Below are 23,574 nucleotides of genomic sequence, written 5' to 3' on the forward strand. Positions count from 1 at the left end.
ACTCATTGCGCATGTTATGCGAAATCGGTATATCCTTCTTATTTCACACCTTTTTAAATGACTTAGTACTATTTATCATGACTAAGCTTATTTAAACTTTTTTGTGTTCCTATCAATTTAATATGATCCTTCTATAAAAATATGCAAGTCTATTTTTATAGTTTTGATTAAAAGAAAAGCAATAGCAACGTGTTCATCTCATAACCTCTATATTTAATTACAAACTATATGTATTTGTTTACATGACGCTTTCTACTTTAGACGTATACCTTCTAAAAATGTATAAATCTTGCAAAACTGGGCATATTTTTTGCTTTTCTATATTTTATAAACTTAAATTTATTTAAAAAGAATTTGGAAAAAATATGCAACTCACTGTGTTTAATCATTCTAGTTCAACAGAAATCCAAGATGTACTCATACGCTGTGTAAACATCCCTAGCTGGGTTAAAGCCATTGATAAAATGCGTCCATATAAAAGTAAAGAAGCTCTCTTAGATTTTGCTAAAACATTGGCTCAAAACTGGACATGGCAAGAGATTTTAGGTGCACTGAATGAGCACCCTAAAATTGGTGAGAAACCAAAAACTGAAAATAGTTACTCTAATAAAGAGCAAGAAAAAATTTCAACAAAGTCACAAGATAAAATAGCACTCGTACAGGCAAATATGGCCTATGAAAATAAATTTGGTTTTATTTTTCTTATTAAAGCTATGGGGTTATCTACATCCCAAGTACTCACTGAAATAGAGCTAAGACTAGAAAATAATTTAGATACCGAAAAAAAATGTGTTCATGAACAACTGATGTTAATTACCTTACTTCGACTTGAACAGGAAATTGTATGATTAGTACACATATTTTAGATACTCAACTTGGTAAACCTGCAAGTTTTATTTCTGTTCGACTATTTCAAGTAGAAACCAATCGCTATATTGGTGAGGGTGTCACTGATTCAAATGGTCGAATACAAGACCTTCAAATTCAAATACCTATCGAGCAAGGTATATATCAACTTGAATATGATGTAGCACCTTATTTTCAAAAACTAAATACTCCCTCATTTTTTCCTAAAGTTTATATTCAGTTCTATATTTCTGCTTTAAATGAGCATTACCATATTCCGCTTTTACTCAGTGCACATGCCTACTCTACTTATAGAGGTAGCTAATATTACAAATAAACTTTTGTTTTAATTTAAATATTTAAAAAAATATTATTTTTTTATTTCTTTTTTATTACAAGTTTTATACATTATGGCTCATTTTTTGCAGAATACGCCTATGCATAAGCAGCCTTACTGCTTTTTGCATTTATTCTGACCATTGGGGGTTTTTACATGGTGCCACATATGATGTCTTTTTTTAAAAAGTCTGCCACAGCAATTGGTCTTACTTCAATTGCACTCATTTCATCTTCTAGCTTTGCACTCACTTGGAGTGATAATGCAATTGGTTGGCGTTATGGCAGTGACTTTGCTGAACCATATAAAAATAATGCTGATGGCTCAAGAACTAATATTGCTAAACAAATTTACTCATTCACTCACAGTAGTGGTTATAGCTACGGTACAAACTTTTTAAATGTAGATTTTTTACAATCATCTAAAGAAGTTTATGGTGGTAAGGAAGCAGATCAATTCGATCGTGGAACACAAGAAGCCTATTTAGTTTATCGTAACAACATTGACCTAGGTTCTGTACTTAAAAAAGACTTCTCATCAAAAGGTATTCGTGGTTATGCACTAACAGCAGGACTCGACTGGAATACAAAAAATGACTCTTACGGCTCTAAAAAGCGTATGTGGGTGGTTGGGCCAACCATTAACTTTGATGTACCAGGATTCTTAAGCTTAAGCGCTTTGGCTTTCTTTGAAAGCAATCAACCAAAAGGTTTAGGACATCGTTACTCTTATGACCCACATGCTGCATTCCAATTGACTTGGGGTATTCCTCTTGGTCAGACACCTTTATCTTTTGAAGGTTATGCACTATGGATCGACTCTAAAGGTAAAAATGAGTTTGGTGGTAAAACTTCCCCAGAAACAAATATTGATGCAATGATCATGTATGATTTAAGTACGTTATGGGGTAAAAAAGATAAAACGTTACGTGCAGGTTTTGAATACCAATACTGGCACAACAAATTTGGTAACCCAACTAAGGGCGATAAAGGCGCAACTGCCAATACCCCAATGGTACGTGTAGATTACCACTTCTAATAAGTGATTCAGGGCAAAGAAAAACTTTGCCCTGACATCAACCAATTAATCTAAAACATTACCCACAATATTATTTAGAATTCCTTTCATAATATTTTCTCCTTTTTCTTTTCTTAGCTCGCCATACCATGCTTCTGTAATGCAAGCATCTTTCATATGTGTAATGTCACAGCGCTTTCTCGCACGTAATACCATTTCTTTGGCACGTTCATTTCGTTTATCTTGGTAGCGACTTAAAGCATCTTCAATGCCTAAACTATTCACTTGCAATGCACGTGCAAGATAAACAGCATCTTCCATTGCTTGGCAACCACCCTGACCAATATCTGGGGTCGTACTATGTGCAGCATCACCAATGAGTACAACAGTACCTTTATAAAATTTCAAGAATGGTTCAATATCATGAATCTCGACACGATTAGTTCTTTCAATATCTAACTGCTCTATAAGCATTTGAACCTGTGGACACCATCCTTCAAAGTAAGATTTTAAATCAAACTTATAATTTTGTTTATTATTTTCAAGTCCTACGGGTAAAGGCACGTCAAAGAAAAAATAAAATCTTCCTTCGGAAACAGGCATCAGTGAAACACGCTTACCATCTGCAACATAGGTCGTCCACTGCGCTAGTGGTGCAATCTCTTCAGAGGCTTTTACAAGACCATTCCAATTCACATATCCTGCATAACGGCGTGGTACTTGCTCACCTAAAACATAGCGGCGTGTCATAGAGTGTGTACCATCGGCACCGATAAGTAAATTTGCTCTATCCTCAGAGCCATCCTCAAAAGTAATATGCACACTGTCTTCTTTTTGATTCAACCCTGTCATTTTCATACCTAAATAGATATCTTCATGACCAAACTCATCCATAAGCATGCTTTGTAATTCTGCACGAGATACAGGGTATGGGCGCTGTCCTGCATCTTGAATTAATGGCATCAAGCTGAATGCTGTCATTACATCACCATGAATACCATCAACATAAGAAAGATGATCCATCTGACCGCCTAATGCTGCAACTTTATCTTTCAATCCTAAATAGTTTAGACATTTGACACCATTAGGCCATAAAGATATGGCTGCACCAACAGGTCGAATTTCTTTTACTTGCTCATAAATAACAACCTGATAACCGAATTTTTTTAGTGCAATTCCTGCTGTTAGTCCTGCAATTCCTGCACCAATAATGACAATTTTCACTTTAGTGTGCCTTATTCTAGATATTTAGCATTTATATAGCGAGAAATATGCCACTCTTTAGATATAAGAATGTATGAAGTGATTTAAGAAGAATAAGCGTAAGAACGATACAGTTTTATAAAAGCATACTTTATAAAATTTACACTTTGAATGAGTTATATCCGCTATATTTTTATTGGGATAATATAGATTTTGAATTATGAATAAATTGGTTATATTTACTGTTGTATCTTTAGGTCTTGCACTAAGTGCATGTAGTAGTTTACCTACATTCCATAAAAAACAAGGTATGGCAAACCCTGCAAGTGAATATTGTATTTCACAACATGGAAAGCTCAGACAACTCAAAGATGCTTATGGCAATATTAGTTTTAACTGCAAACTGCCTAATGGCGTAGAAGAAGATGAATGGGATCTCTATCGCGAAACCCACTCTTAATAAAAAACGGCATTATATGCCGTTTTTTATTTTTCTATTTCCATTAAACAGCAATATCTGCCAAGTTACCCTTTTGTTCTAACCATTGTTTACGGTCTGCTGAACGCTTTTTCGCAAGCAACTTATCAAGCAAGCCTGCTGTAAAATGCGCATCATCTAAATCTAATTGCACCAAACGGCGTGTGTCTGGGTCCATCGTTGTTTCACGAAGTTGACTCGCATTCATCTCACCTAACCCTTTAAATCGGGTAATTTGTGGATTTTTAGTTTTCGTTCGACTAAGCGTTGCATTCAGCTCATCTTCATCTAAAGCATAGTGCACATCTTTACCATCATCTATACGGAACAATGGTGGCATTGCAACATACAAGTGCCCTTCTTCGACAAGCGTCGCAAAGTGCTTCACAAATAATGCGCAGAGTAAGGTCGCAATATGTAAACCATCCGAGTCTGCATCTGCCAAAATACAAATACGACCATAACGCAACTCTGACAAGTCATCACTTCCCGGGTCTACACCAATGGCAATGGCAATATCATGGACTTCTTGTGAAGCCAAGACTTCATCTGAAGCAACTTCCCACGTATTTAAAATTTTTCCACGAATGGGCATCACAGCTTGAAAGTTCTTATCACGTGCTTGTTTTGCACTACCACCTGCCGAGTCACCCTCAACAATGAATAGTTCACTTTCTTCTCGCGTTTGCCCCACACAGTCAGCAAGTTTTCCGGGCAATGCAGGGCCAGATACTATCTTCTTACGTTGTACTTTTTTCGCAGCTTTTAAACGACGGCCTGCTTTGGCAATTACAATTTCAGCAAGTTGTATTGCAACTTCTGAATTCTGATTTAACCACAGCGTAAATGCATCTTTAGCGATGTTTAATACAATACCTGAAGCTTCACGGCTTGAAAGTCTCTCTTTGGTCTGACCTGAAAATTGTGGTTCTTGAAACTTCAACGACAGAATATAGTTCACACCATCCCAAACATCTTCGGCAGATAGTTTCAGGTTTCTTGGTAAAAGATTTCTTAACTCACAAAACTCACGCAGTGCTTCGGTAACACCTGAACGTAACCCATTGACATGTGTTCCACCTTGCGCAGTTGGAATCAAGTTCACATAACTTTCTTGAACTTGCTCACCACCATCTACATTCCAACATAATGCAAAATCACAGCTTGCACGTTCGGCATCGCCTTGGGTCACAAAAACAGGTGTTGGTAAAATTTCACGATCTTGTACTTCATCCATAAGATAATCGACAAGACCATTTTCAAACTGCCACTCTATTTTTTCATTATTAATTTCATCAACATAAATAATTTGTAGCCCTGCTGCCAAGACTGCTTTTGCTTTTAAATTATGCTTGAGTGCTTTTACAGCAAATTTTGGATTATCAAAATACTTTGCTTCAGGCCAAAAATGAACACGCGTACCTGAAGCCTTTTTCGGTGCTTTGCCTTCAAAAACCTCAAGCGGACTCACAGGCTCACCATGTTCAAATGCCATTTTATAGAGTGAGCCTTGACGCTGTACTTCAACTTCTACACGTGTAGATAAAGCGTTCACAACCGAAATACCCACCCCATGCAAACCACCCGAAAATTGGTAGTTGTCTGTGCTAAATTTTCCGCCTGCATGAAGCTTCGTTAAAATAATCTCAATCCCACTTTGCCCATATTCAGGATGAATATCGACAGGCATACCACGCCCATTGTCTTGTACAGAGAGCGAGCCATCTTTATGTACAGTCACACATACTTTATTTGCATGCCCTGCCAATGCTTCATCTACTGAGTTATCAATAACTTCTTGTGCTAAATGGTTCGGACGTGTTGTGTCTGTATACATACCCGGACGACGGCGAACAGGGTCTAAACCAGATAAAACTTCAAGGGATTGAGCTGTATATTGTGACACGTTTTATATATTCCTTAATGATAAGTGCTGTAATAAAAACACGAGGAGCATGGGAATTTTCTCTGCAAAATTATCCATGACATGATTACCACCACACTCGGTAATCATCATACTAGAAACTTTGTGCGCACTATAATAACGCTGTGTTTCTTTATAATCCAAAGTTTCATCGCCTTGTTGCAATAATACCAACATTTTGCTCAGATCCTGTGCATCTGCAAGCTCATATTGCTTTAATGTATAGACATCTTCAATAGTTAACGACCAATTTGCTGTAACCAAATACGGAAGCTGATGAAATCCAACCTGCTTTTCAAACAATTTCCAAGGTCGAATAGCAGGGTTAATGAGCACACCTGCACAGTTGTAATAATTCGCCAAATAGGTGGCATAGAATCCACCTAAACTGCTACCAACAAAAGAAAGACTTGTAAGCTGATCTTGAGCAATTTTTTTATGAATCTGTTCCATTGCCATATGTGGTGGCAAGTTTAAATCGGGTAAATGAACTTGTATGTTTGGATGATGACTCACACAATATTCTTTTAACAAAGTCCCTTTTACAGAATTTGTATGGCTTTTAAACCCATGTAAATAAAAAATATGATGCATACTTAACTTAATAAAAAACCACCGCAAGGGTGGTTTTTTCTTTAGAACTTACGAAACATTTGCCAAAAACAGACAATGACCAATCCACTAAAAAATACTACTGACAGTTCAGGCAGTGAAAAACCCATGAATGTCCAATCGATTTTAGCACACTCCCCCGAACCTCGAAGTACTTGCTCTAATACGTCTTTCATTGGAAAAACATCAATTAAATAATTTAATCCCGGCCCACAACTTGGCACTTGATCTGCGGGTAAATGCTGTATCCACACATGTCTTACCGCAACACCTGCTGACCAAAGTACACCCAAACCAGCCAGCAATGCATATATACGCTTCATGACACTACTTTTGGGATTATGCAAAAATGCAATTAAAGCCACAATACCCATGGCCATAAGCCCTACACGCTGAAAAATACATAACGGACATGGCACTAAATGTTTTACATGCTCTAAATAAAGCGCAAAAGACATTCCTACAATACTGGCCAAAACCAGTAACCCACTGACGAGACGATAGCTTACTTTCACGCTTTACTCTCTCACTCTACTGTTAGCGAAAATTATTTAAATACTCTTTAAAAGTTTCAGTTGAAGCTTGTTCTAAAGCCAACTGTTCTTGCTTAGAGATGGTAACAAGTCCATCAAAATATTGCTGTTTGTCGGCTGTAATTTGATGCACATCATATACTTTTGCATGTTGCGCTGCCAAATGACCACCAAAATGTCGTGTTCCACCATGCACTTTCATTTCTTCAATAATTTGTGCAGATGGTGTTTGACTAGAGTCTTCAACACGCAATAACATTTCATTTATTGCAGCGCTATAAAGCGACTCTTGCAGGCCTTGGTCAAATAATTCAGCCAAAGGTTTCATTGCACATAAATGCTCTAGCAGCCATGCTTTTGCTGAAATAGAACCACTTGCAGTTTCTAACTGAAGTCCGTCCTCACGACCTCTTTCAACAATTAGAGCCTGATTTCTTTCAATACGCGATTGCTCATCTTCTGAAATTTCAGGACTTTCGAGCAATAAACAATACAGTGCAAATGTTTCAAGAAATGCAGCGCTGCTTTCTTTGATACCAATTGGACTATAAGGGTCTACATCAACCGCTCTTAATTCAACATATGCTACACCACGGTTTTCTAAAGCTTGTGATGGTGTCTCGCTGCCTTTTGGCGTCTGTTTTGGACGAATTAAGCTATAGTATTCATTTTCTATTTGTAAGGTATGGTCATTAATTTGGCGTGGTTCACCATTTTCATCATCTAGCCCAAGTTTAGAAAATGGTGCATATGGTTTCTTAACTGCTTCTTGAATACCTGCAAGATAGCCCGTTAAATCATTATAGTGAATACCCAATTTTTTCTGTGCAGAATTCTGATAACCATGTTTACCCATACGTAACGCAGTCGCATGTGGCAAATGCAATGCACCTGCAACCAGTGGCTTTAATTGGTGTGTTTGTCCAATCAGGAAACTACCACAAACGGTCGGGCTTGCACCAAGTAGGAAAATAATAATGGGGGTTAAACGTATAAAGTTTCGGATTAGACCAAAATAACGATAACTTTTATAGTCTTGCAAGCTCAGTGTTTTCAGCGATGTATCTACTTCATGTGCTTGTAGTTGTTCAAAGAGCTCATCAGGAAAAGAGATGTTGTAATGCACGCCTGAAATGGTTTGCATTCTACGACCATAACGGATGGCCAAACCTTTTCTATATAATGTTTTAAAGCGTCCAATATTTGAACTACCATACTGTGCAAATGGAATATTTTCCTCATCCTGATCCAACATGCACGGCATAGACATTGGCCAAAGCTTTTCACCCTCAGGTAAATTTTTATGAGCTATATAATGAAGGTCTTGTAAATACGCCAAAACTTTTTGAATAGAGCTTTCAGGAGGCGTAATAAACTCCATTAACGCTTCAGAGTAATCCGTCGTAATATGAGGGTGTGTGAGTGCGGAACCCAAACTTTGTGGATGTGGTTGTTTTGATAGATAGCCATCACTCTGCATACGAAGGCTTTCACGCTCTATACCACGTAAAGTTCCCTGAAGCATTGATGCGTCTACCCAAGCTGGCACTATCGAATGAGAACTTGCTTTGGGTTGACTCATAGTATTCCTCACTTTAATTTTTCGCTGTCTATTTTTACAAAGTATATTTTTGCATGAATCTCACAAAACTCTACGTTCAATCATGCAAATTTCATGTAGATTTTAAGTGACTATGCATGTCCAAATCATATTTAAATCGTAAACTTGTACAATATCAAGACATACATTTATGATCCAATAAAAATATATATGACTGAATAAGGTTTATTATGAATAAAAATACCGTTCTTGATTTTTGGTTTAACCCTGAACGTAAAGCAATGTGGTTTGCAAAAGATACACAATTTGATCAAAAAATTGCAGATCAATTCCAAAAAATTCATCATGCAGCATCACAAGCTGAGTTATGGTCATGGAGAACAACTGCTGAAGGTCGTTTAGCTGAGATTATTATTCTTGATCAATTTTCTAGAAACCTTTTTAGAGATCAGCCACAAGCATTTGCACAAGATGCGTTGGCGCTTGCACTCGCACAAGAAGCTATTTCTTTAGAATTAGATCAAGCACTCTCTCCTGAACAACGTTCATTTTTATATATGCCATTTATGCACAGTGAGTCAAAAGTTATTCATGAGCATGCTGTGGTCTTATTTGAAAAATTGGGTAATCCACTTAACTTAGAGTTTGAATATAAGCATAAAGTTATTATTGATCGTTTTGCGCGTTACCCTCACCGTAATAAAGTTTTAGGGCGTAAATCTACAGCAGAAGAAGAAACATTTCTTACACAACCAGATAGCCACTTTTAAGACTTAGTCTTATTAGGTCGGCATCATTTGGAGCATAAAAAAGATGAATAAGAAAATCTTGCCATGTTTAGTTTTGGCTGTTGCAGCTAGCCTTACAGGCTGTATGACTACATTTGAAAAACCACGTACTTTTGATCAACTTGGGCATTTTTCAAGTTATCCGCTTAATCAGCATAGCTTCCGTGTAAGCTTTAAGACCAGTCCAAACATGAGCTATGGTACAGCACAAGAGATTACGCTCGTTAAGGCAGCTCAAGTTACAATACAAAGTGGATTTAGTGCTTTTAAAGTTCTTAATGATCCAAGCAACCGTAATCAACCACCAAGACAAACCGTTATCTATCCCGCACCACCCCCTATGTTTGTTGGGCCATATGGTTTTTATAGACCTGCGCCCGGATTTGGTTATGGACCTTGGGATGACTCCCCTGAAGTTGTAAATTTAGATCCAACGGAAGTTTCTTATACCATTGAGTGTTATAAACAACCTGAAAATACACCAAGTGATGCATTTAGTGCAGGAGTTATTTTACAATCTCTCGGTGCAAAATATGGGGTCTCACCTAACGGTAATGTGTTACCCCCTGTTCAAACAGGAAAATATAACGCACAACCATAAAATATAAGAGGATTAACACATGGGGATACTCACACCTTCTAGTCATTTAAAGCGTAGCCAACGACTTGCCACAATTGCGCTTTTAGTTGCCATTTTGGTTTGGATTGTCTTCATGGTTACAGCCAAACTCTTTCCTGAATATGCATGGTGGCTACATATTCTCATGCTCTCTGCTGAGGCGGGTGTCGTGGGTGGTTTTGCCGACTGGTATGCTGTGACAGTACTTTTTCGTAATCCATTTGGTAAATTCCCTATCCCACACTTTTTAAGAGACCATACGGAAATTATTCCTCGGAATAAAGCACGTATTGCAGAGTCGATGGGACGATTTGTTCAAGAGAACTTTTTATCTCCGCAAATTGTAGAAAAAAGTCTAAGTAAAACTGACCTTACCTTGAGTATTGGGCAATGGTTAGAAAATCCAAACAACAGCACACAAGTCACGCAAGTCGTGCAACAAACACTACCTAAAGTTTTTGATTTTGTGGAACAAGAGCAAATTGCACAGTTTATTCAAAATAATAGCGTGCAGTGGATTCAAAATACCAAAATTAACCACCTTGCCAGTGAAATGCTGCATTCAGTTTTAGACAATGACTTTCATCAAGATGTTTTACAACGTGCTTTAGATTACTCGCATGAATGGGTACGAAAATACCCTGAAAAAACGCGTGAAATCGTCACCCGTATTTTTAAAGAAATGGGCATTTTAAAACTGTCTAAAGGGGTAAGTTGGTTAGGCATCGACATGGAGCAACGCACTGTAGACAGCTTCATGCATAAGCTTGAAGAGATTTTAAAAGATCCTGAACACCCTTGGCGACAACATATCGAAGACTACGGACAAACGCTCATTACTGAGCTTAAAAATGATGAAAGTCTGATTAGCCAACGTTTAAATGCAGGTAAAAATGCATTATTAGAAAACCCACATGTACTCAACTTTATGAGTGGTGCTGTGGTCATTTTATTCAATGCCATCAAAGAAGATCTACTCAAAGAAAACTCAGGTATTGCAATGAATATGCGTGCCGCTATCGAATTGGTCGGTAAAAATCTCGCAGAAAACAATGATGTCAGACAACTCTTAAATACGCGCCTGATTACCCTTGCAACTTATTTTAGTGACCAATATAGCGATAAAGTCATTCGTTTTATTAGTCAACGCATTCATGAATGGGACTCTACAGAGATGATCGCCAAAATTGAAAATTCAGTCGGTGGCGACCTCCATATGATTCGTGTGAACGGCGTGATTGTCGGTGCATTTATTGGTTTAATTCTAGGTGTGATTCGTGCTCTAGTCGACTATCTACTTTAACTAAATAACTAAATCATATTTTTTCATTAAGTCATGGATGACGCATGAAAGAATATACTGCATGATGTATGAGAACCCGTCTAAATATAACAATAGCAACTAGGTCATCTCATGCAAATTCCAAATGCAAAACTTCCAAATCAGGGCACGACTATTTTTTCAGTCATGTCTCATCTCGCACAGCGTTTAAATGCCTTAAATTTATCGCAAGGCTTTCCCGACTTTTCTGCACCACCACAACTTTTAGAAGATTTAGCACAAGCAACTCTAGCAGGCTATAACCAATATCCTGCAGGAGATGGACTACTCTCCTTACGTGAACAAGTTTCAGAAATATTTTATCAGCGTGATCAAACACCATTAGACCCAATTACAGATATTACTATTACCGCAGGTGCAACCATTGCACTGCATAGTGCCATACAAGCATTTGTTCATGCAGGTGATGAAGTCATTATCTTTGATCCAAGCTATGACAGTTACAACCCAACTGTACTACTTGCTCAAGGCATTCCTAAACATATTACGCTCGATGCACCAAGCTTTCATGTCGATTGGCAACGTGTAAAAGACAGTATTACTGCTAAAACACGCATGATTATTGTAAATACACCACATAATCCCACAGGAGCTATTTGGTCAAAAGAAGATTGGCAAACACTTATTGAACTCATTCAAGACACCAACATTATTGTGCTGTCAGATGAAGTTTACGAGCATATTCTTTTTGATAAAAAACATCACTATAGCGCCCTCTCATTTGCAGCACTGCGTGACAGAAGCCTCGTAGTAGGCTCATTTGGAAAGACCTTTCATGTGACAGGATGGAAAACAGGCTATTGCGTAGGGTCATCCGACTTAATGAAACAGTTTAGGCAGGTATATCAGTTTGCCTGTTTTTGTGGGGTCTCACCTGTACAAATTGCTTTAAGCAAGTTTATTGAGCATACGCCTGAACACATTACAAACCTTGCTTCTTTTTATCAAAATAAACGAGATTATGTCCTTAATGGACTGAAAGATTCTGCATTTGAGTTACAAGCAACTCAAGGCACTTACTTTCAATTGCTTGACTATCGCAATATTCGCCCCAACTTATCCGACCATGAAATGTGCCAATACCTTGCAGAGCAATATAAAATCGTGACTATTCCATTATCGGCATTTTACAAAGAAGCACCACAATCATTAAAACTATTGCGCCTTTGCTTTGCAAAAAAACAAACCACATTAGAACAGGCAGTTGATATTTTAAATCAAGTAAAATAAGTCGATATTACAAAGCAATGCTGTACCAAAACCAAGAGAAGTTTTAAAATTATGTCTTTTAGTGAGTAGGTCAGTTTAATGCAGCAGCGTCCCTTAGTAACTGACCAAAAACTTTGGAAGTCATTTTTTCTATTTTTACTACCACTGATTGCCACCAACATTCTACAAAACCTTTCTATGACCATTAATACTGTTTTTGTAGGGCAGTTACTTGGTGTTCATGCAGTTGCTGCGGTTGCGGTATTTTTTCCAATCATATTTTGCTTACTGTCTTTTATGATCGGTCTATCTTCAGGTGCAAGCGTTTTAGTTGGTCAGGCATGGGGAGCAGGTAACTTAGAAACCGTTCGCCGTGCAGTAGGCTCTACGGTGTTTATGACTATTATTTCAGGGGTCATTATTGCAATATTGGGCTTAACATTTACACACCCTTTATTACAACTCCTTGGTGTTGCACCCGATGTTTCTCATCTAGCAGAGCCTTATATACGAAGTATGCTTATTGGTAGTCCATTGCTCTTCTTATATATTGTCTATACCTCTTTACTTAGAGGCGTTGGAGACAGTTTTACTCCGCTTCTTTCCCTTGCTATCACCAGTTTACTCGGTTTATTTATTACACCTGCACTCATTCAAGGTTATTTTGGACTACCTCAACTCGGCATTATCTCACCTGCAATTGCTTCTATTATTGGCAATCTCGCTATTCTGCTCTTCTTAGGGTTTTACCTAAATAAAAAGCAACATCCACTCAGACCCAACAAAGCACTCTTTAAAGAAATTAGACACCATGCTCAGCTCAGTACAACCATTTTAAAACTCGGTGTCCCAACAGGTATTCAAATGATTACCGCATCTGTTGCAGGGCTTGTAGTCATTCGTTTAGTCAATTCTTTTGGTGCAGATGCAACCGCAGCATATGGTGCACTAAATCAAGTCATTAATTACATTCAATTTCCTGCCTTTTCAATTGCAATCGCAGCTTCGATTTTTGGTGCACAAGCCATTGGTGCAGGAAAAGCAGAGCTATTGTCGAAAGTGACTAAAACTGCTTTGCTTATGAATTTAGCAATTACAGGATCTTTGGTACTTCTCGCGTATCTATTTTCTCGCTATTTAATGAATTTATTCATTACAGACCCTAATGTTGTCGCGCTAGGGCAAAAATTACTTTTTACAATTTTATGGGCAATTTTATTCTTAGGGATCAATGCTATATTTGCATCAATCATGCGCGCATCAGGGACTGTTACACCTCCAATGCTCATTAATATTGCAACGATTTTTATTATAGAAGTGCCATGTGCATATTTGTTTAGCCACTTTTGGGGCTTACAAGGCATTTGGTTTGCGTATGCCCTATCATTTGTCAGCTTAAGCCTTTTTCAATTTAGTTATTACCAATTTGTTTGGAAGAAAAAAGCCATTCGTAAACTGGTTTAATTTCATTAAGGTATATTCATAATGAATATACCTTACAGCACGTACAGCAAGATCAGAACTGAATTGCATCAATAATTTTTTGTAGATACTGTGCATCCACTTCATCAAAAGTATTCAGCTCACTGCTATCAATATCTAATACGCCCATACATACCCCATTTCTTAGAATAGGCAGTACAATTTCAGACTTTGACTGCGAGCTACATGCAATATGCCCGGGATATGCATCCACATCAGCTACAATTAATACTTCTGACTTTTCCCATGCATCACCACATACCCCTCGTCCTTTTGCAATACGTGTGCATGCGATTGGTCCTTGAAATGGTGCTAAAACAAGTTCATTGTCTTTCACCAAATAAAAACCAACCCAAAACCAGTTAAACTGTTCTTTCAATGCTGCTGTAATATTTGCTAGGTTTGCAATTAAATCAGGTTCATCTGAAATAATTCCCAAAATCTGCGGAATAATATCTTGATATTGTTCAGCCTTACTACCTTGCGTTACTTTTAAATCTTCAGCCATCATTCTTCGTTCAAAATGTAATAGATATTCTTGAGTTTACGCATTTCAATCAGGCGATAAAATAAAATATCTCATTTTTTATTCGTTTTTTAATTATTTTTATATGCTTTATATCGATTCTCTTTAAAAATTAATTTAATTTATTGTTTTTAAACAAATTAAATGAATTATTAAACAGAAATAAAATCTAAAAGTTATATTATAAATATTTAATGTATTGTTTTGTAAAAAAAATGTCATGTAATATTCATGAAGAATATGTGATTTTGTCATAAAAAAACATTAAAATGTTACATCCTTACAACTATTGCAATAATACTGTCATAATAAATCTTTGTAATACTCCTATAAGGTTTTAATGAAATTCTCATATAGGGTGTGACGTAGTGAAAGATGACTATATTTTAATTGTCGATGATGAGTTACCTATTCGTGAAATGATTCATACTTCACTAGATATGGCAGGTTATCAATGTTTACAGGCTGAAGATGCAAAACAAGCACATCAAATGATTGTAGACCGACGCCCATCTTTAGTGTTACTCGACTGGATGTTACCGGGTGGTTTAAGTGGTGTAGACCTGTGCTACCGTCTAAAAAGAGACGAAACACTTGCCGAAATTCCTGTCATTATGCTTACAGCTCGTGGTGAAGAAGATCATAAAGTACAAGGTCTAGATGCTGGTGCAGATGACTATATGACTAAGCCTTTTTCCACACGCGAACTTATTTCACGTATTAAAGCTGTTTTACGTCGCTCAAGTGCTTTAAGCGGTGAAAAAACGATTGATGCCAATGGATTAATTCTTGACCCTGTAAGCCAACGTGTTAGCTTTAACGACAATATTTTAGATATGGGTCCAACGGAATACCGTCTACTTGCATTTTTCATGACGCATTCTGAACGTGCTTATACACGTGCACAACTTCTAGACCATGTTTGGGGTGGAAGTGTTTATATTGAAGACCGTACAATTGACGTTCATATTCGTCGCTTACGTAAAATTTTAGAACCTTTTGGTGCCGATCGTTTTGTCCAAACTGTTCGTGGAACAGGCTATCGCTTCTCGACACGCACAGACGCTTAAGACCTTTTTCCTATGTATGAACCCTATCCAACGCCTGAGTTAAGTCACGAGCATAAAAAGTATCGTTATAGTAGTTTGTGGGAATCTGCAAAACAAGACTTCAAATTACTGCTCTTTTTTCTACTTATTGCTGGGCTTATTGGGCTTGGAATTGGGCACTTTTGGCTATGTATTGCGATTGGGTTTAGTGTATTTACTGCCCTGCAAATTCGAGCACTCTATTTAGTCAATGAATGGATTTCAAATCGCCCTTATGATGCACCACCAAATATTAATGGTATTTGGGGTGCGCTGCTTTTTAATATTTATCGTGCACAACGCCAAGAGCGTGTTGTACAAGCTGAAATGGTCAGTCTCATCGACCGTGCACAGGCATCGCTATTTGCACTTACTGAAGCCGTAGTTATTACAGATGAACTTCATCAAATTGAATGGTTTAACCCTGCTGCCGAACGTATTTTAGGCATTAAGCCAAGTGACCAAGGCAATAATATTTTAGGGATTTTACGCCGTCCTGCATTTGTTGAATATTTCCAAGACATGGAACAGCACCCAGACGGTATTAAAATTGAGTCTTCTTTATATGAAGGTCATTACGTCCAAATTAAACTCACTCGCTTTGGTGTAGAAAGTCGCTTATTACTCGCATACGATGTCACGCGTATTCATAACCTAGAACAAATGCGTAAAGACTTTGTCGACAATATTTCGCATGAGTTACGTACACCTCTAACCGTTTTAAGTGGTTACTTAGAAACATTTCAAGAGCAAGATGATTTTAACCCACGCTGGAAACGTGCATTCGATCAAATGCAGTCTCAAACACGCCGTATGAATGCGTTGGTTAATGATTTACTGCTCCTTTCTCGTCTTGAAAGTGAAAAAATAATTACCAAAAACCAAATTGTTGAAATGCCAAGTCTAATGACTCAACTTTTTGATGATGCACAGGCATATAACAGTGAATATGGTCATATGCTGCATCTAGAAATAGATAGCCACTGTGATCTTATTGGCTCAGATATGGAGCTTGCGAGCGCTTTTGGCAACCTAATTACCAATGCCATAAAATACACCCCTAAAGGTGGTGGTAATATCACTATTGGTTGGCATGATGACCAAGAGAATGGCTACTTTACCGTACAAGACAATGGTATTGGCATCGACCTCAAGCACCTCCCTCGCCTCACAGAACGTTTTTATCGTGTAGACAGTGCACGAAGTCGTCAAACAGGTGGAACAGGACTCGGGTTAGCAATTGTTAAACATGTCCTCATGCAACATGGTGCATATTTAGAAATTGAGTCAATTCCCAATGAGGGTTCTTGCTTTAAAGCCGTTTTTCCGAAAGAATGTCTCTACCAAAGCGAAAACTAAATTAGATTGGAAATTATGACCACAAAAAAAATAGGTTTACCTATTCTCGGTATACTCGTTGTTATTATTGCATCTGTCTACATCTACATCGTAAAACACCAACCGAATGACGATGATAAGGCATATCATCGAACGGCGCTTTGCTTTGTTATTAGTAAACCAGAATTATCAAAAAACCCTGATGATATGTATTCAAACTTTAAAGATATTGCAACAAATGGTATTCCAGATTATGCCTATTATAAGCCTAAAATCTATGAAGATTATGCACATAAACTCATGAACCACTATTTTAGCCTTTCGCCTGATGAACAAGCAAAAATAAAAGCAGATCCACTCTTATGTACAAAAGTTTTAAGTACTGAGTAAAAAATAAAAGCGCGATAAATTATCGCGCTTTTTTATATTTAAAAGCTAAAACTACAGTAACTCACCTAGCTTTTCACCCATTACAACTTGAGATGTTGCTTGAAACGTTTGATCCCATTGCATTGCATTTTCTTCAAATAAAACCACTGCTGTCGAGCCCAAGTAAAAACGACCAAGCTCATCACCTTTTTGTAGTTCAAGCTGATGCTGTTGTAACTCAAGACGTCCTGTCGGTTTCACTTTGCCTGTCGCGACAGTTTCAATACCTGCAACAATCATTGCACCAACAAGCACGACTGCCATACGTCCAACTTGCGTATCAAAAAGACACACCATACGCTCATTACGTGCAAATAAACCATCGACATTTTCAGCAGTCACTTGGTTAACCGAAAACAATTCTCCGGGCACATACAATGTTTCTGTAAGCGTACCTGTAAATGGCATATGTACACGATGGTAATCTTTTGGAGAAAGATAAACAGTTGCAAATTTGCCTTGCTTAAAAGGCTGTGCAAGCTGTGGATCACCAATTAATTGCTCAACTGTAAACTTCTGACCTTTTGCCTGAAAAATATCGCCATTCACAATTTCGCCAATTTGGGAAATCGCACCATCAGCAGGAGAAACAATATGCGTTTGAGCTTCATCAATCGGACGTACACCCGATTTAAGCGAGCGTGTAAAGAACTCATTAAACGATTTATATTTTAAAGCATCTGATTGTTCAGCAATCGAAAGGTCAATGCCATATTTTGCTTTAAAGGCCTGAATAGCTAAGTTCTTAACCACTAAGTTTTCACTTGCAGCCACCTTCCCCACGACACGGCTAAGTTGGTGCTGAGGAACAATACGTTGTGCCTGTAAAAAAACCTTATTTTTTAATGATGCAAGACTCAAAGTGGTCTCTCTCCCATAACTATTGGACTATCTGACATATTGCCCCACTCACTCCATGCGCCATCATATGCACGGATGTCCCAATTCAATAATCGCCCGACAAAATAAGCGAGTGCTGACCGATGATGAGCTTGGCAATATACCACTACAGGCTGATCTAAATTAAAGCCCACATGCTGTAGACTCTTTTTAATATGATCAAAAGAATGCAATTTTAAACGATTTTCACGATTTAGGGCACTACTCCATTCAAAGTGATAGGCATTGGGAATATGCCCACCCTTTCGTGCAGCTAGTCTTTTCCCTGTATATTCATCAAAAGTTCGACTGTCCCAAATCTGAACATCTTGTTTTTCAACATGTTGCTTCAAATCTGTATAACTAATTTGATATTTTTCTTGTTCTTTAATTTGAGCAGGAATCAAATGACTCGTACGTTCAATATTTTCTATAACATCACTTGTAGGCAACCCTGCTCCAAGCCAAGCATGAATACCACCATTTAATAAACTGGTGTTATGAAAACCAATACAGTGTAAGTTCCACAACAAACGACTTGCCCAACCACCACCTTCATCATCATAAGCCACAACATGATGCTCAGGTGAAAGTTGCAAATAGTCCACAAGTGCTTGAAGCTGTTGTTCATCAGGCAAATACCCCGATGCAGTTCCTTGTTGTTGAACCAATTGCTGTGGCTTTACATGAATTGCATGAGGTATATGCAGTTGCTCATAAACAGATGGTCGTGTTAAATCTACAATACGTAGTTTTGGATGACCTAAATATGAAACAAGTTCTTCTGCTTCAATAAGCAAACCAAAGGGCAAGTCTGGTGTGGTCATAATGAATAAGTTCTATATTTTTTGACATTTTCAATATTATCATAAGCCAAACACATGCTTTTCTGAATTTTGTATAAGCTCAATACAAAAAAGAATGTGTTATTCAGCCGGAATTTCAAAAATCTGTCTTAAATATGCCAAAAACGTATCATTGTCTGTCATAGTTTTTCCGGGACTATCTGAAATTTTAGCGACAGATTGACCATTGCACTCAACCAATTTCAATACAATGTTTAAAGGCGTAAGCCCCATATCATTAGTGAGATTTGTTCCAATACCAAAACTTACTTTAAAACGATCTTTAAAGTACTCGTATAAATCCCAAGCACGATCTAAGTTTAATCCATCACTAAATGTGAGCATTTTAGTTTTACTGTCTATTTTTAACTTTTGGTAGTGTGCATAGGCTTTATCACCCCACAAGTACGGATCACCACTATCATGGCGTAAACCATCAAATAATTTGGCAAAATATAAGTCAAAATCTTTTAAAAATGCATCCATACCTACAACATCGGTCAAAGCAATGCCAAGGTCTCCTCGGTATTCTTGCACCCATGCTTCAAGTGCTGCTTTTTGAAAATCACGTAGTCGAACATCGAGTGCTTGAAAGGCTTGTAAAAACTCATGTGCCATTGTGCCAATTGGAATCATTCCCAACTCTTTTGCAAGTAAGACATTACTCGTCCCCCTGAAAATGGTTGGTGCAGTAAGTTTGAACTCTTGTACAACATGGCGTTGCCAATCTAAGCTATAACGGCGACGCGTTCCAAAGTCTGCAATTAAAAATGGTGGCTCTGTACCTGCCTGTCTTTTTTCAAGTACTTTTAAACGTTCAAGTTTTTGTTGTAGTCGACGCTCTCCTTCTGCTAAAACCTCTGTAGAGTGCAGTCTTCTAAAGTAAAGCTCATTCACAATCGATAGAACAAATATCTCAAACATCAATGCCTGTATCATAGGTCCTTCAATATGGATATCTAAACGTCCTTGCGAATCTAAGCCAACCTCAATAAAACGCCGCTTCAGTTGAAACAACTCTAAATAGTCAACAAAGTCACTTTTAATAAAACGCAGTTTTCTTAAATATAATAGCTCATCTGGCTGAAATCGTAGTTCACATAATAAGTCGAGTTGCTCATTTAGCTCATCTAATATGTCAGGTAAAGGATAAATCGTATCCTCTAAGTTACGACAACGAAATTGGTACACACTATGTGTTTGTGGAAACTTGTGTAATACCACTTGGAGCATTGTAAATTTATATAAATCCGTATCAAGCAACGACTGTATTATTGGTTCCATATCAATATAGCTTTTTTTTGACTTCTAGCATTAAACCATATTTTTCAAGAGATGAAAGGTCGGAAAAACAATTGAGTTCAAAAATGTATAGGAATTTAGTAATGCTTGTTCAATAGCGATGCTGTTATCTATTTTCTTTCACTTCAGAACATCTCATATTATAGTAAAAATACAATTCTTATTTTATTTAAAGATTATGCGTGCCCTCATTCAAAGAGTACTAGAAGCTAAAGTCGTTGTAGATGAAAAAACAACAGGTGAAATTCAACATGGTTTACTTATTTTTTTAGGTATTTCAAAAGAAGACCATTTGGAAATTGGTAAAAAACTAATTGATAAAATTCTAAAATATCGCATTTTTGATGACGAGCAAGGAAAAATGGGATGGAATGTCTCCCAAGCTCAAGGCAGTATTTTATTGGTTTCTCAGTTTACCCTTATGGCAAAAACACAAAAAGGCTTACGTCCAGATTTTGGCGATGCGATGCCACCGCAAGATGCAAAAGTCCTCTATGAAGAACTTGTGCAATATGCTCAAACACAAAATATAGCAGTTGAAACAGGCATCTTTGGAGCAGATATGAAAGTCCACCTCATTAACGATGGCCCTGTTACATTTAACCTTGAAATCACGAATTAAAAAAAGCCCTTTCAAAGGGCTTTTTTATTATCTACCTGTTTTCTTACGAATAAAAGCACGCGCATGCTGTACTTTTTGTTGTACAGATGTTGGTAGTTTTGGTGGTAATAAACGTAATAACTTTGCGAAAACAACCAATACTCTTTGGTCACCCTCTAATTCAATCGTTCCTTTTTGAATGCCAGATAAGATTGCTGAAGCATCATTCTTTAAAAAGGTTTTGACACCTTGGTCACTATTTCTAAATTGGAGTACCAAATCGGCTGGTTCTGCTTGTCCCGATACACTTGAAACAGCACCCTTATCAATAATAATTTGGCGTGCCATGCCTTTTTGCGTACTGATTTGAACACGTACTTGGCGATCATGTGTTAACTCAATAAACTTTGGACTTGTTTTTGCAAGTTGCTTCATACGCAATGCAATACCTGCCACCAACAAATCTAAAGGATCTGTACTGACATCAACGACTGGTAACTTCACAACAGGAATTGCTGAAAAATTCATACGCATTTCGCCTATTCTCATATTCCCAAATATTAGAGCATCGTATCATACCCAAGGAAACATTAGATTTGAACTAAAATACATATCTTGAAATATCTAGATAAAAAAAAGGTGTATTTTTCAATACACCGAGTCGAGTGAGTTACTACTGCTTATTATTATTGTTTGTCTTCATACACAGGGGTATGTTCAATGAGCTGTCGATTTGCAAGTGTTTTTTGTTCAGTATAGTTTAGGCGAAGTAATACAAACAGCATGCCTGCCATTCCTATAAATACTGAAATTATATAGCTATAAGCTGCTGGGCATTGCAAAATATATTGCACGCTCAATCGCATAATTTCAACGCTGCCCCAAAAAACCATACCCGCTAGCATAAACCCAAGCCAATGACGATACGGTGAAAAATATACAGAGACAAGCGCAATCATGATGAGAAACATCCCCACCATACTGGCAAAACTTGCTGTTAGCATAAAACCTCCGTCAATCACTGTATGTGATGAACCATAAATAAAGTATATGTTATTTATTTTGTTGCAACTCAAAGGAGCTAAACATCTGATTCAACACTCCTTACGAAGACATTATGCAGTAAAAAAAAGGAAAAAAAAGAGCTGTATCTGCTTAGTACGACACAAGGTGTCGCTATATTATTTTGTCATTACACTTTTTCAATTTGTACTTTACCGTATAGCCAAGTAAGACTATAGCTTAGCGTGTCATTACAAAAAAATACCGCCTATAAAATGCTGGAAATATATTTTTTATAAGAAATATTGTTTATGAAAATCGTCTTCATCTATAAAAAGAGAAACACCATAATTTATAAGCACTTCTATGAAATTATGGTGTTTTATTGCTATATGTGATTAGTTTCAATTTGATTATCTGAGTAATCAAGCAAATACAGCACACCATCTAAACCAACATGAGAAATGGCTTGTTTTGCACTTTTACGTACCAATGGTTTCGCTCTAAATGCTACCCCTACCCCTGCAAGTGAAAGCATTGGCAAATCATTTGCACCATCACCAACAGCAATCGTTTGTTCTAGACCGATATCCAACTTTATAGATAGTTCCTTCAAGAGTTCAGCTTTACGCGCACCATCTACAATTGTGCCTTTTACTTCACCTGTTACATATCCATTTTGGATATCTAAAGTATTGGCATGTACTTCATCTAAGCCCAGTTTCTTTTGTAGATATTCCGCAAAGTATTGAAACCCACCTGAGAAAATTGCGGTATGAATGCCTTGTGCTTTCAAAGTAGAAATTAAACGCGCTGCTCCTTCATTAATTGTTAAACGAGACGCAATTTTTTCTAAAACATCTATGTCTAGTCCTTTTAACAACGCGACACGAGCACGAAAGCTTTCTTGGAAGTCTAACTCACCTTGCATAGCACGCTCTGTAATCTCTGCAACTTGTGCACCTATGCCTGCTTCTTTTGCCAACTCATCAATTACTTCTTGTCCAATAAGTGTTGAGTCCATATCAAAGCATACCAAACGGCATTGCTTTGTATTAAAGTCCAATGATTGCACCACAAGATCGACATGCTCTGTTTCAGAAAAAGACAAACATAAATCACGCAATATCTCGAAGGGCTGTTCTGCTGTTACGATAAACTGCGTAGCATCGTGCCCTTGCCCTTCAGATAATGTCTTGGTCTGACTTTCAACATGAACTAAATGATAGCGCTGAAAGAAATTTGCTAGTGCTTGAAAATGATGACTCGTGAGTTCCTTCCCTAAAAGGGTAAACTTATATGATAGGCCTTGGGTAATCTGCGTCATATGGTTAATCTTCTATGTTACTCATTGGTTTCAATTTACCTACTTTAGCATTCTATTATGTTAAAATAATGCCTATTTTTTTACACTTATAACAATAAGTTTGATGTTAAGCCCGAAGCTCTTTATACATAAATTAACTGAATTTGACATAATAAAATGTCATATTTTAAATAATGATGAGTAATTTCAATTTATTAGCAATAATATTTATATACTTACTGAGTATTTTGCTGAAATTAACTGATGAAACTCATAGATATAAGTAAACTTCGGCTCAATGGCCAAA

General features: G+C 37.3%; 24 protein-coding genes and 1 pseudogene. 13 read left to right on the forward strand and 12 right to left on the reverse strand.

The features are described 5' to 3' along the window. The first annotated feature begins 365 nt into the window (after positions 1-365). The 3 genes from uraD (at position 366) to P256_RS08240 (ending at position 2,221) form a co-directional block, all read left to right on the forward strand. Positions 366-848 carry a 2-oxo-4-hydroxy-4-carboxy-5-ureidoimidazoline decarboxylase gene (uraD, locus tag P256_RS08230; RefSeq protein ID WP_023273226.1) on the forward strand — a complete coding sequence of 161 codons (483 nt, stop codon included), beginning with the start codon at positions 366-368 and terminating at the stop codon, positions 846-848. Continuing rightward, positions 845-1,171, forward strand: a complete 327-nt coding sequence (gene uraH, locus P256_RS08235) for a hydroxyisourate hydrolase (RefSeq protein ID WP_023273227.1) — start codon at positions 845-847, stop codon at positions 1,169-1,171. Before uraD ends, uraH begins: the two co-directional genes overlap by 4 nt. Positions 1,172-1,351: 180 nt before the next feature. Further along, entirely contained in the window at positions 1,352-2,221 is an 870-nt protein-coding gene (locus P256_RS08240; RefSeq protein ID WP_040332019.1) for an outer envelope protein, read from the forward strand. 45 nt (positions 2,222-2,266) lie between these two features. Here the strand turns inward: P256_RS08240 and hpxO are convergent, their stop codons facing one another. Next, the gene (hpxO, locus tag P256_RS08245; RefSeq protein ID WP_023273229.1) at positions 2,267-3,424 is read right to left on the reverse strand and encodes an FAD-dependent urate hydroxylase HpxO; all 1,158 of its coding nucleotides are present in this window, start codon (positions 3,422-3,424) and stop codon (positions 2,267-2,269) included. A 199-nt stretch (positions 3,425-3,623) separates the two neighbouring features. Here hpxO and P256_RS08250 point away from each other — a divergent pair, with 199 nt between their 5' ends. Next, positions 3,624-3,863, forward strand: coding sequence for a putative hemolysin (locus tag P256_RS08250; protein ID WP_023273230.1), 240 nt, complete (start codon positions 3,624-3,626; stop codon positions 3,861-3,863). Positions 3,864-3,906: 43 nt separating this feature from the next. Here P256_RS08250 and parE read toward each other — a convergent pair whose 3' ends face one another. The 4 genes from parE to gshA are packed head-to-tail and all read right to left on the reverse strand — an operon-like array spanning position 3,907 to position 8,532. Further along, positions 3,907-5,787 carry a DNA topoisomerase IV subunit B gene (gene parE / locus P256_RS08255; protein WP_023273231.1) on the reverse strand — a complete coding sequence of 627 codons (1,881 nt, stop codon included), beginning with the start codon at positions 5,785-5,787 and terminating at the stop codon, positions 3,907-3,909. Positions 5,788-5,790: 3 nt separating this feature from the next. After that, on the reverse strand, positions 5,791-6,399 hold the full coding sequence (locus P256_RS08260; protein ID WP_023273232.1) for a YqiA/YcfP family alpha/beta fold hydrolase: 609 nt from the start codon (positions 6,397-6,399) through the stop codon (positions 5,791-5,793). Between the two features lie 41 nt (positions 6,400-6,440). After that, positions 6,441-6,932: a disulfide bond formation protein B gene (locus P256_RS08265; RefSeq protein ID WP_023273233.1), complete on the reverse strand. Its 492-nt coding sequence runs from the start codon at positions 6,930-6,932 to the stop codon at positions 6,441-6,443. 22 nt (positions 6,933-6,954) lie between these two features. Then, positions 6,955-8,532 carry a glutamate--cysteine ligase gene (gene gshA / locus P256_RS08270; protein ID WP_023273234.1) on the reverse strand — a complete coding sequence of 526 codons (1,578 nt, stop codon included), beginning with the start codon at positions 8,530-8,532 and terminating at the stop codon, positions 6,955-6,957. A gap of 209 nt (positions 8,533-8,741) precedes the next feature. Between gshA and P256_RS08275 the strand changes: the two genes are divergently transcribed. From P256_RS08275 to P256_RS08295, 5 genes are all read left to right on the forward strand, one after another. Beyond that, positions 8,742-9,281 (forward strand): DUF924 family protein, encoded by a 540-nt coding sequence (locus P256_RS08275; protein WP_023273235.1) that lies wholly within the window; start codon positions 8,742-8,744, stop codon positions 9,279-9,281. A 43-nt stretch (positions 9,282-9,324) separates the two neighbouring features. Then, complete coding sequence (locus tag P256_RS08280) at positions 9,325-9,900, forward strand: CC0125/CC1285 family lipoprotein (RefSeq protein ID WP_023273236.1); 576 nt, start codon at positions 9,325-9,327, stop codon at positions 9,898-9,900. A 19-nt stretch (positions 9,901-9,919) separates the two neighbouring features. Then, positions 9,920-11,221: a DUF445 domain-containing protein gene (locus tag P256_RS08285; RefSeq protein ID WP_023273237.1), complete on the forward strand. Its 1,302-nt coding sequence runs from the start codon at positions 9,920-9,922 to the stop codon at positions 11,219-11,221. A 111-nt stretch (positions 11,222-11,332) separates the two neighbouring features. After that, the gene (locus P256_RS08290) at positions 11,333-12,490 is read left to right on the forward strand and encodes a methionine aminotransferase (RefSeq protein ID WP_023273238.1); all 1,158 of its coding nucleotides are present in this window, start codon (positions 11,333-11,335) and stop codon (positions 12,488-12,490) included. 78 nt (positions 12,491-12,568) lie between these two features. Beyond that, positions 12,569-13,933, forward strand: coding sequence for an MATE family efflux transporter (locus P256_RS08295; RefSeq protein ID WP_023273239.1), 1,365 nt, complete (start codon positions 12,569-12,571; stop codon positions 13,931-13,933). A 52-nt stretch (positions 13,934-13,985) separates the two neighbouring features. On the opposite strand, the gene P256_RS08300 is transcribed toward P256_RS08295, so the two are convergent. Next, positions 13,986-14,459 carry a GAF domain-containing protein gene (locus tag P256_RS08300; RefSeq protein WP_023273240.1) on the reverse strand — a complete coding sequence of 158 codons (474 nt, stop codon included), beginning with the start codon at positions 14,457-14,459 and terminating at the stop codon, positions 13,986-13,988. 386 nt (positions 14,460-14,845) lie between these two features. Between P256_RS08300 and phoB the strand changes: the two genes are divergently transcribed. From phoB to P256_RS08315, 3 genes are read left to right on the forward strand one after another with little or no spacing between them, the layout of a single operon-like run. Then, positions 14,846-15,547, forward strand: a complete 702-nt coding sequence (gene phoB / locus P256_RS08305) for a phosphate regulon transcriptional regulator PhoB (RefSeq protein WP_023273241.1) — start codon at positions 14,846-14,848, stop codon at positions 15,545-15,547. Between the two features lie 12 nt (positions 15,548-15,559). Then, positions 15,560-16,924 carry a phosphate regulon sensor histidine kinase PhoR gene (phoR, locus tag P256_RS08310; RefSeq protein WP_023273242.1) on the forward strand — a complete coding sequence of 455 codons (1,365 nt, stop codon included), beginning with the start codon at positions 15,560-15,562 and terminating at the stop codon, positions 16,922-16,924. Between the two features lie 15 nt (positions 16,925-16,939). Next, entirely contained in the window at positions 16,940-17,293 is a 354-nt protein-coding gene (locus P256_RS08315; protein WP_023273243.1) for a hypothetical protein, read from the forward strand. A 51-nt stretch (positions 17,294-17,344) separates the two neighbouring features. Here the strand turns inward: P256_RS08315 and asd are convergent, their stop codons facing one another. The 3 genes from asd to pncB all read right to left on the reverse strand — a co-directional run bounded on the left by asd (position 17,345) and on the right by pncB (position 20,340). Then, positions 17,345-18,193, reverse strand: a complete 849-nt coding sequence (gene asd, locus P256_RS08320; protein ID WP_023273244.1) for an archaetidylserine decarboxylase — start codon at positions 18,191-18,193, stop codon at positions 17,345-17,347. After that, the gene (locus P256_RS08325) at positions 18,190-19,038 is read right to left on the reverse strand and encodes a sulfurtransferase (protein WP_023273245.1); all 849 of its coding nucleotides are present in this window, start codon (positions 19,036-19,038) and stop codon (positions 18,190-18,192) included. Before P256_RS08325 ends, asd begins: the two co-directional genes overlap by 4 nt. Positions 19,039-19,137: 99 nt before the next feature. Continuing rightward, on the reverse strand, positions 19,138-20,340 hold the full coding sequence (pncB, locus tag P256_RS08330; RefSeq protein ID WP_023273246.1) for a nicotinate phosphoribosyltransferase: 1,203 nt from the start codon (positions 20,338-20,340) through the stop codon (positions 19,138-19,140). A 196-nt stretch (positions 20,341-20,536) separates the two neighbouring features. Here pncB and dtd point away from each other — a divergent pair, with 196 nt between their 5' ends. After that, entirely contained in the window at positions 20,537-20,980 is a 444-nt protein-coding gene (dtd, locus tag P256_RS08335; protein ID WP_023273247.1) for a D-aminoacyl-tRNA deacylase, read from the forward strand. Positions 20,981-21,007: 27 nt separating this feature from the next. On the opposite strand, the gene P256_RS08340 is transcribed toward dtd, so the two are convergent. The 3 genes and pseudogenes from P256_RS08340 to serB form a co-directional block, all read right to left on the reverse strand. Continuing rightward, the gene (locus P256_RS08340) at positions 21,008-21,487 is read right to left on the reverse strand and encodes a hypothetical protein (protein WP_040332021.1); all 480 of its coding nucleotides are present in this window, start codon (positions 21,485-21,487) and stop codon (positions 21,008-21,010) included. 158 nt (positions 21,488-21,645) lie between these two features. Beyond that, a complete protein-coding gene (aciT, locus tag P256_RS08345; RefSeq protein ID WP_023273249.1) occupies positions 21,646-21,963 on the reverse strand; it encodes an AciT family ciprofloxacin tolerance protein in 318 nt (105 codons plus the stop codon). Positions 21,964-22,349: 386 nt separating this feature from the next. Then, positions 22,350-23,087: pseudogene (gene serB, locus P256_RS08350) on the reverse strand (phosphoserine phosphatase SerB); the annotation flags it as partial. Positions 23,088-23,574 lie beyond the last annotated feature (487 nt).

Source organism: Acinetobacter nectaris CIP 110549 (assembly GCF_000488215.1).
Taxonomy (GTDB): Bacteria; Pseudomonadota; Gammaproteobacteria; order Pseudomonadales; family Moraxellaceae; genus Acinetobacter; species Acinetobacter nectaris.

What these genes read in the sequence shown, in the direction of transcription:
- P256_RS08340 (WP_040332021.1), bottom strand. Translation starts at nt 21,487, where the DNA reads ATGAATTTTTCAGCAATTCCTGTTGTGAAGTTACCAGTCGTTGATGTC.
- P256_RS08290 (WP_023273238.1), top strand. Translation starts at nt 11,333, where the DNA reads ATGCAAATTCCAAATGCAAAACTTCCAAATCAGGGCACGACTATTTTT.
- P256_RS08300 (WP_023273240.1), bottom strand. Translation starts at nt 14,459, where the DNA reads ATGGCTGAAGATTTAAAAGTAACGCAAGGTAGTAAGGCTGAACAATAT.
- phoR (WP_023273242.1), top strand. Translation starts at nt 15,560, where the DNA reads ATGTATGAACCCTATCCAACGCCTGAGTTAAGTCACGAGCATAAAAAG.
- P256_RS08250 (WP_023273230.1), top strand. Translation starts at nt 3,624, where the DNA reads ATGAATAAATTGGTTATATTTACTGTTGTATCTTTAGGTCTTGCACTA.
- aciT (WP_023273249.1), bottom strand. Translation starts at nt 21,963, where the DNA reads ATGCTAACAGCAAGTTTTGCCAGTATGGTGGGGATGTTTCTCATCATG.
- uraD (WP_023273226.1), top strand. Translation starts at nt 366, where the DNA reads ATGCAACTCACTGTGTTTAATCATTCTAGTTCAACAGAAATCCAAGAT.
- P256_RS08295 (WP_023273239.1), top strand. Translation starts at nt 12,569, where the DNA reads ATGCAGCAGCGTCCCTTAGTAACTGACCAAAAACTTTGGAAGTCATTT.
- P256_RS08285 (WP_023273237.1), top strand. Translation starts at nt 9,920, where the DNA reads ATGGGGATACTCACACCTTCTAGTCATTTAAAGCGTAGCCAACGACTT.
- P256_RS08240 (WP_040332019.1), top strand. Translation starts at nt 1,352, where the DNA reads ATGATGTCTTTTTTTAAAAAGTCTGCCACAGCAATTGGTCTTACTTCA.
- P256_RS08280 (WP_023273236.1), top strand. Translation starts at nt 9,325, where the DNA reads ATGAATAAGAAAATCTTGCCATGTTTAGTTTTGGCTGTTGCAGCTAGC.
- P256_RS08325 (WP_023273245.1), bottom strand. Translation starts at nt 19,038, where the DNA reads ATGACCACACCAGACTTGCCCTTTGGTTTGCTTATTGAAGCAGAAGAA.
- dtd (WP_023273247.1), top strand. Translation starts at nt 20,537, where the DNA reads ATGCGTGCCCTCATTCAAAGAGTACTAGAAGCTAAAGTCGTTGTAGAT.
- uraH (WP_023273227.1), top strand. Translation starts at nt 845, where the DNA reads ATGATTAGTACACATATTTTAGATACTCAACTTGGTAAACCTGCAAGT.
- P256_RS08260 (WP_023273232.1), bottom strand. Translation starts at nt 6,399, where the DNA reads ATGCATCATATTTTTTATTTACATGGGTTTAAAAGCCATACAAATTCT.
- pncB (WP_023273246.1), bottom strand. Translation starts at nt 20,340, where the DNA reads ATGGAACCAATAATACAGTCGTTGCTTGATACGGATTTATATAAATTT.
- P256_RS08315 (WP_023273243.1), top strand. Translation starts at nt 16,940, where the DNA reads ATGACCACAAAAAAAATAGGTTTACCTATTCTCGGTATACTCGTTGTT.
- P256_RS08275 (WP_023273235.1), top strand. Translation starts at nt 8,742, where the DNA reads ATGAATAAAAATACCGTTCTTGATTTTTGGTTTAACCCTGAACGTAAA.
- gshA (WP_023273234.1), bottom strand. Translation starts at nt 8,532, where the DNA reads ATGAGTCAACCCAAAGCAAGTTCTCATTCGATAGTGCCAGCTTGGGTA.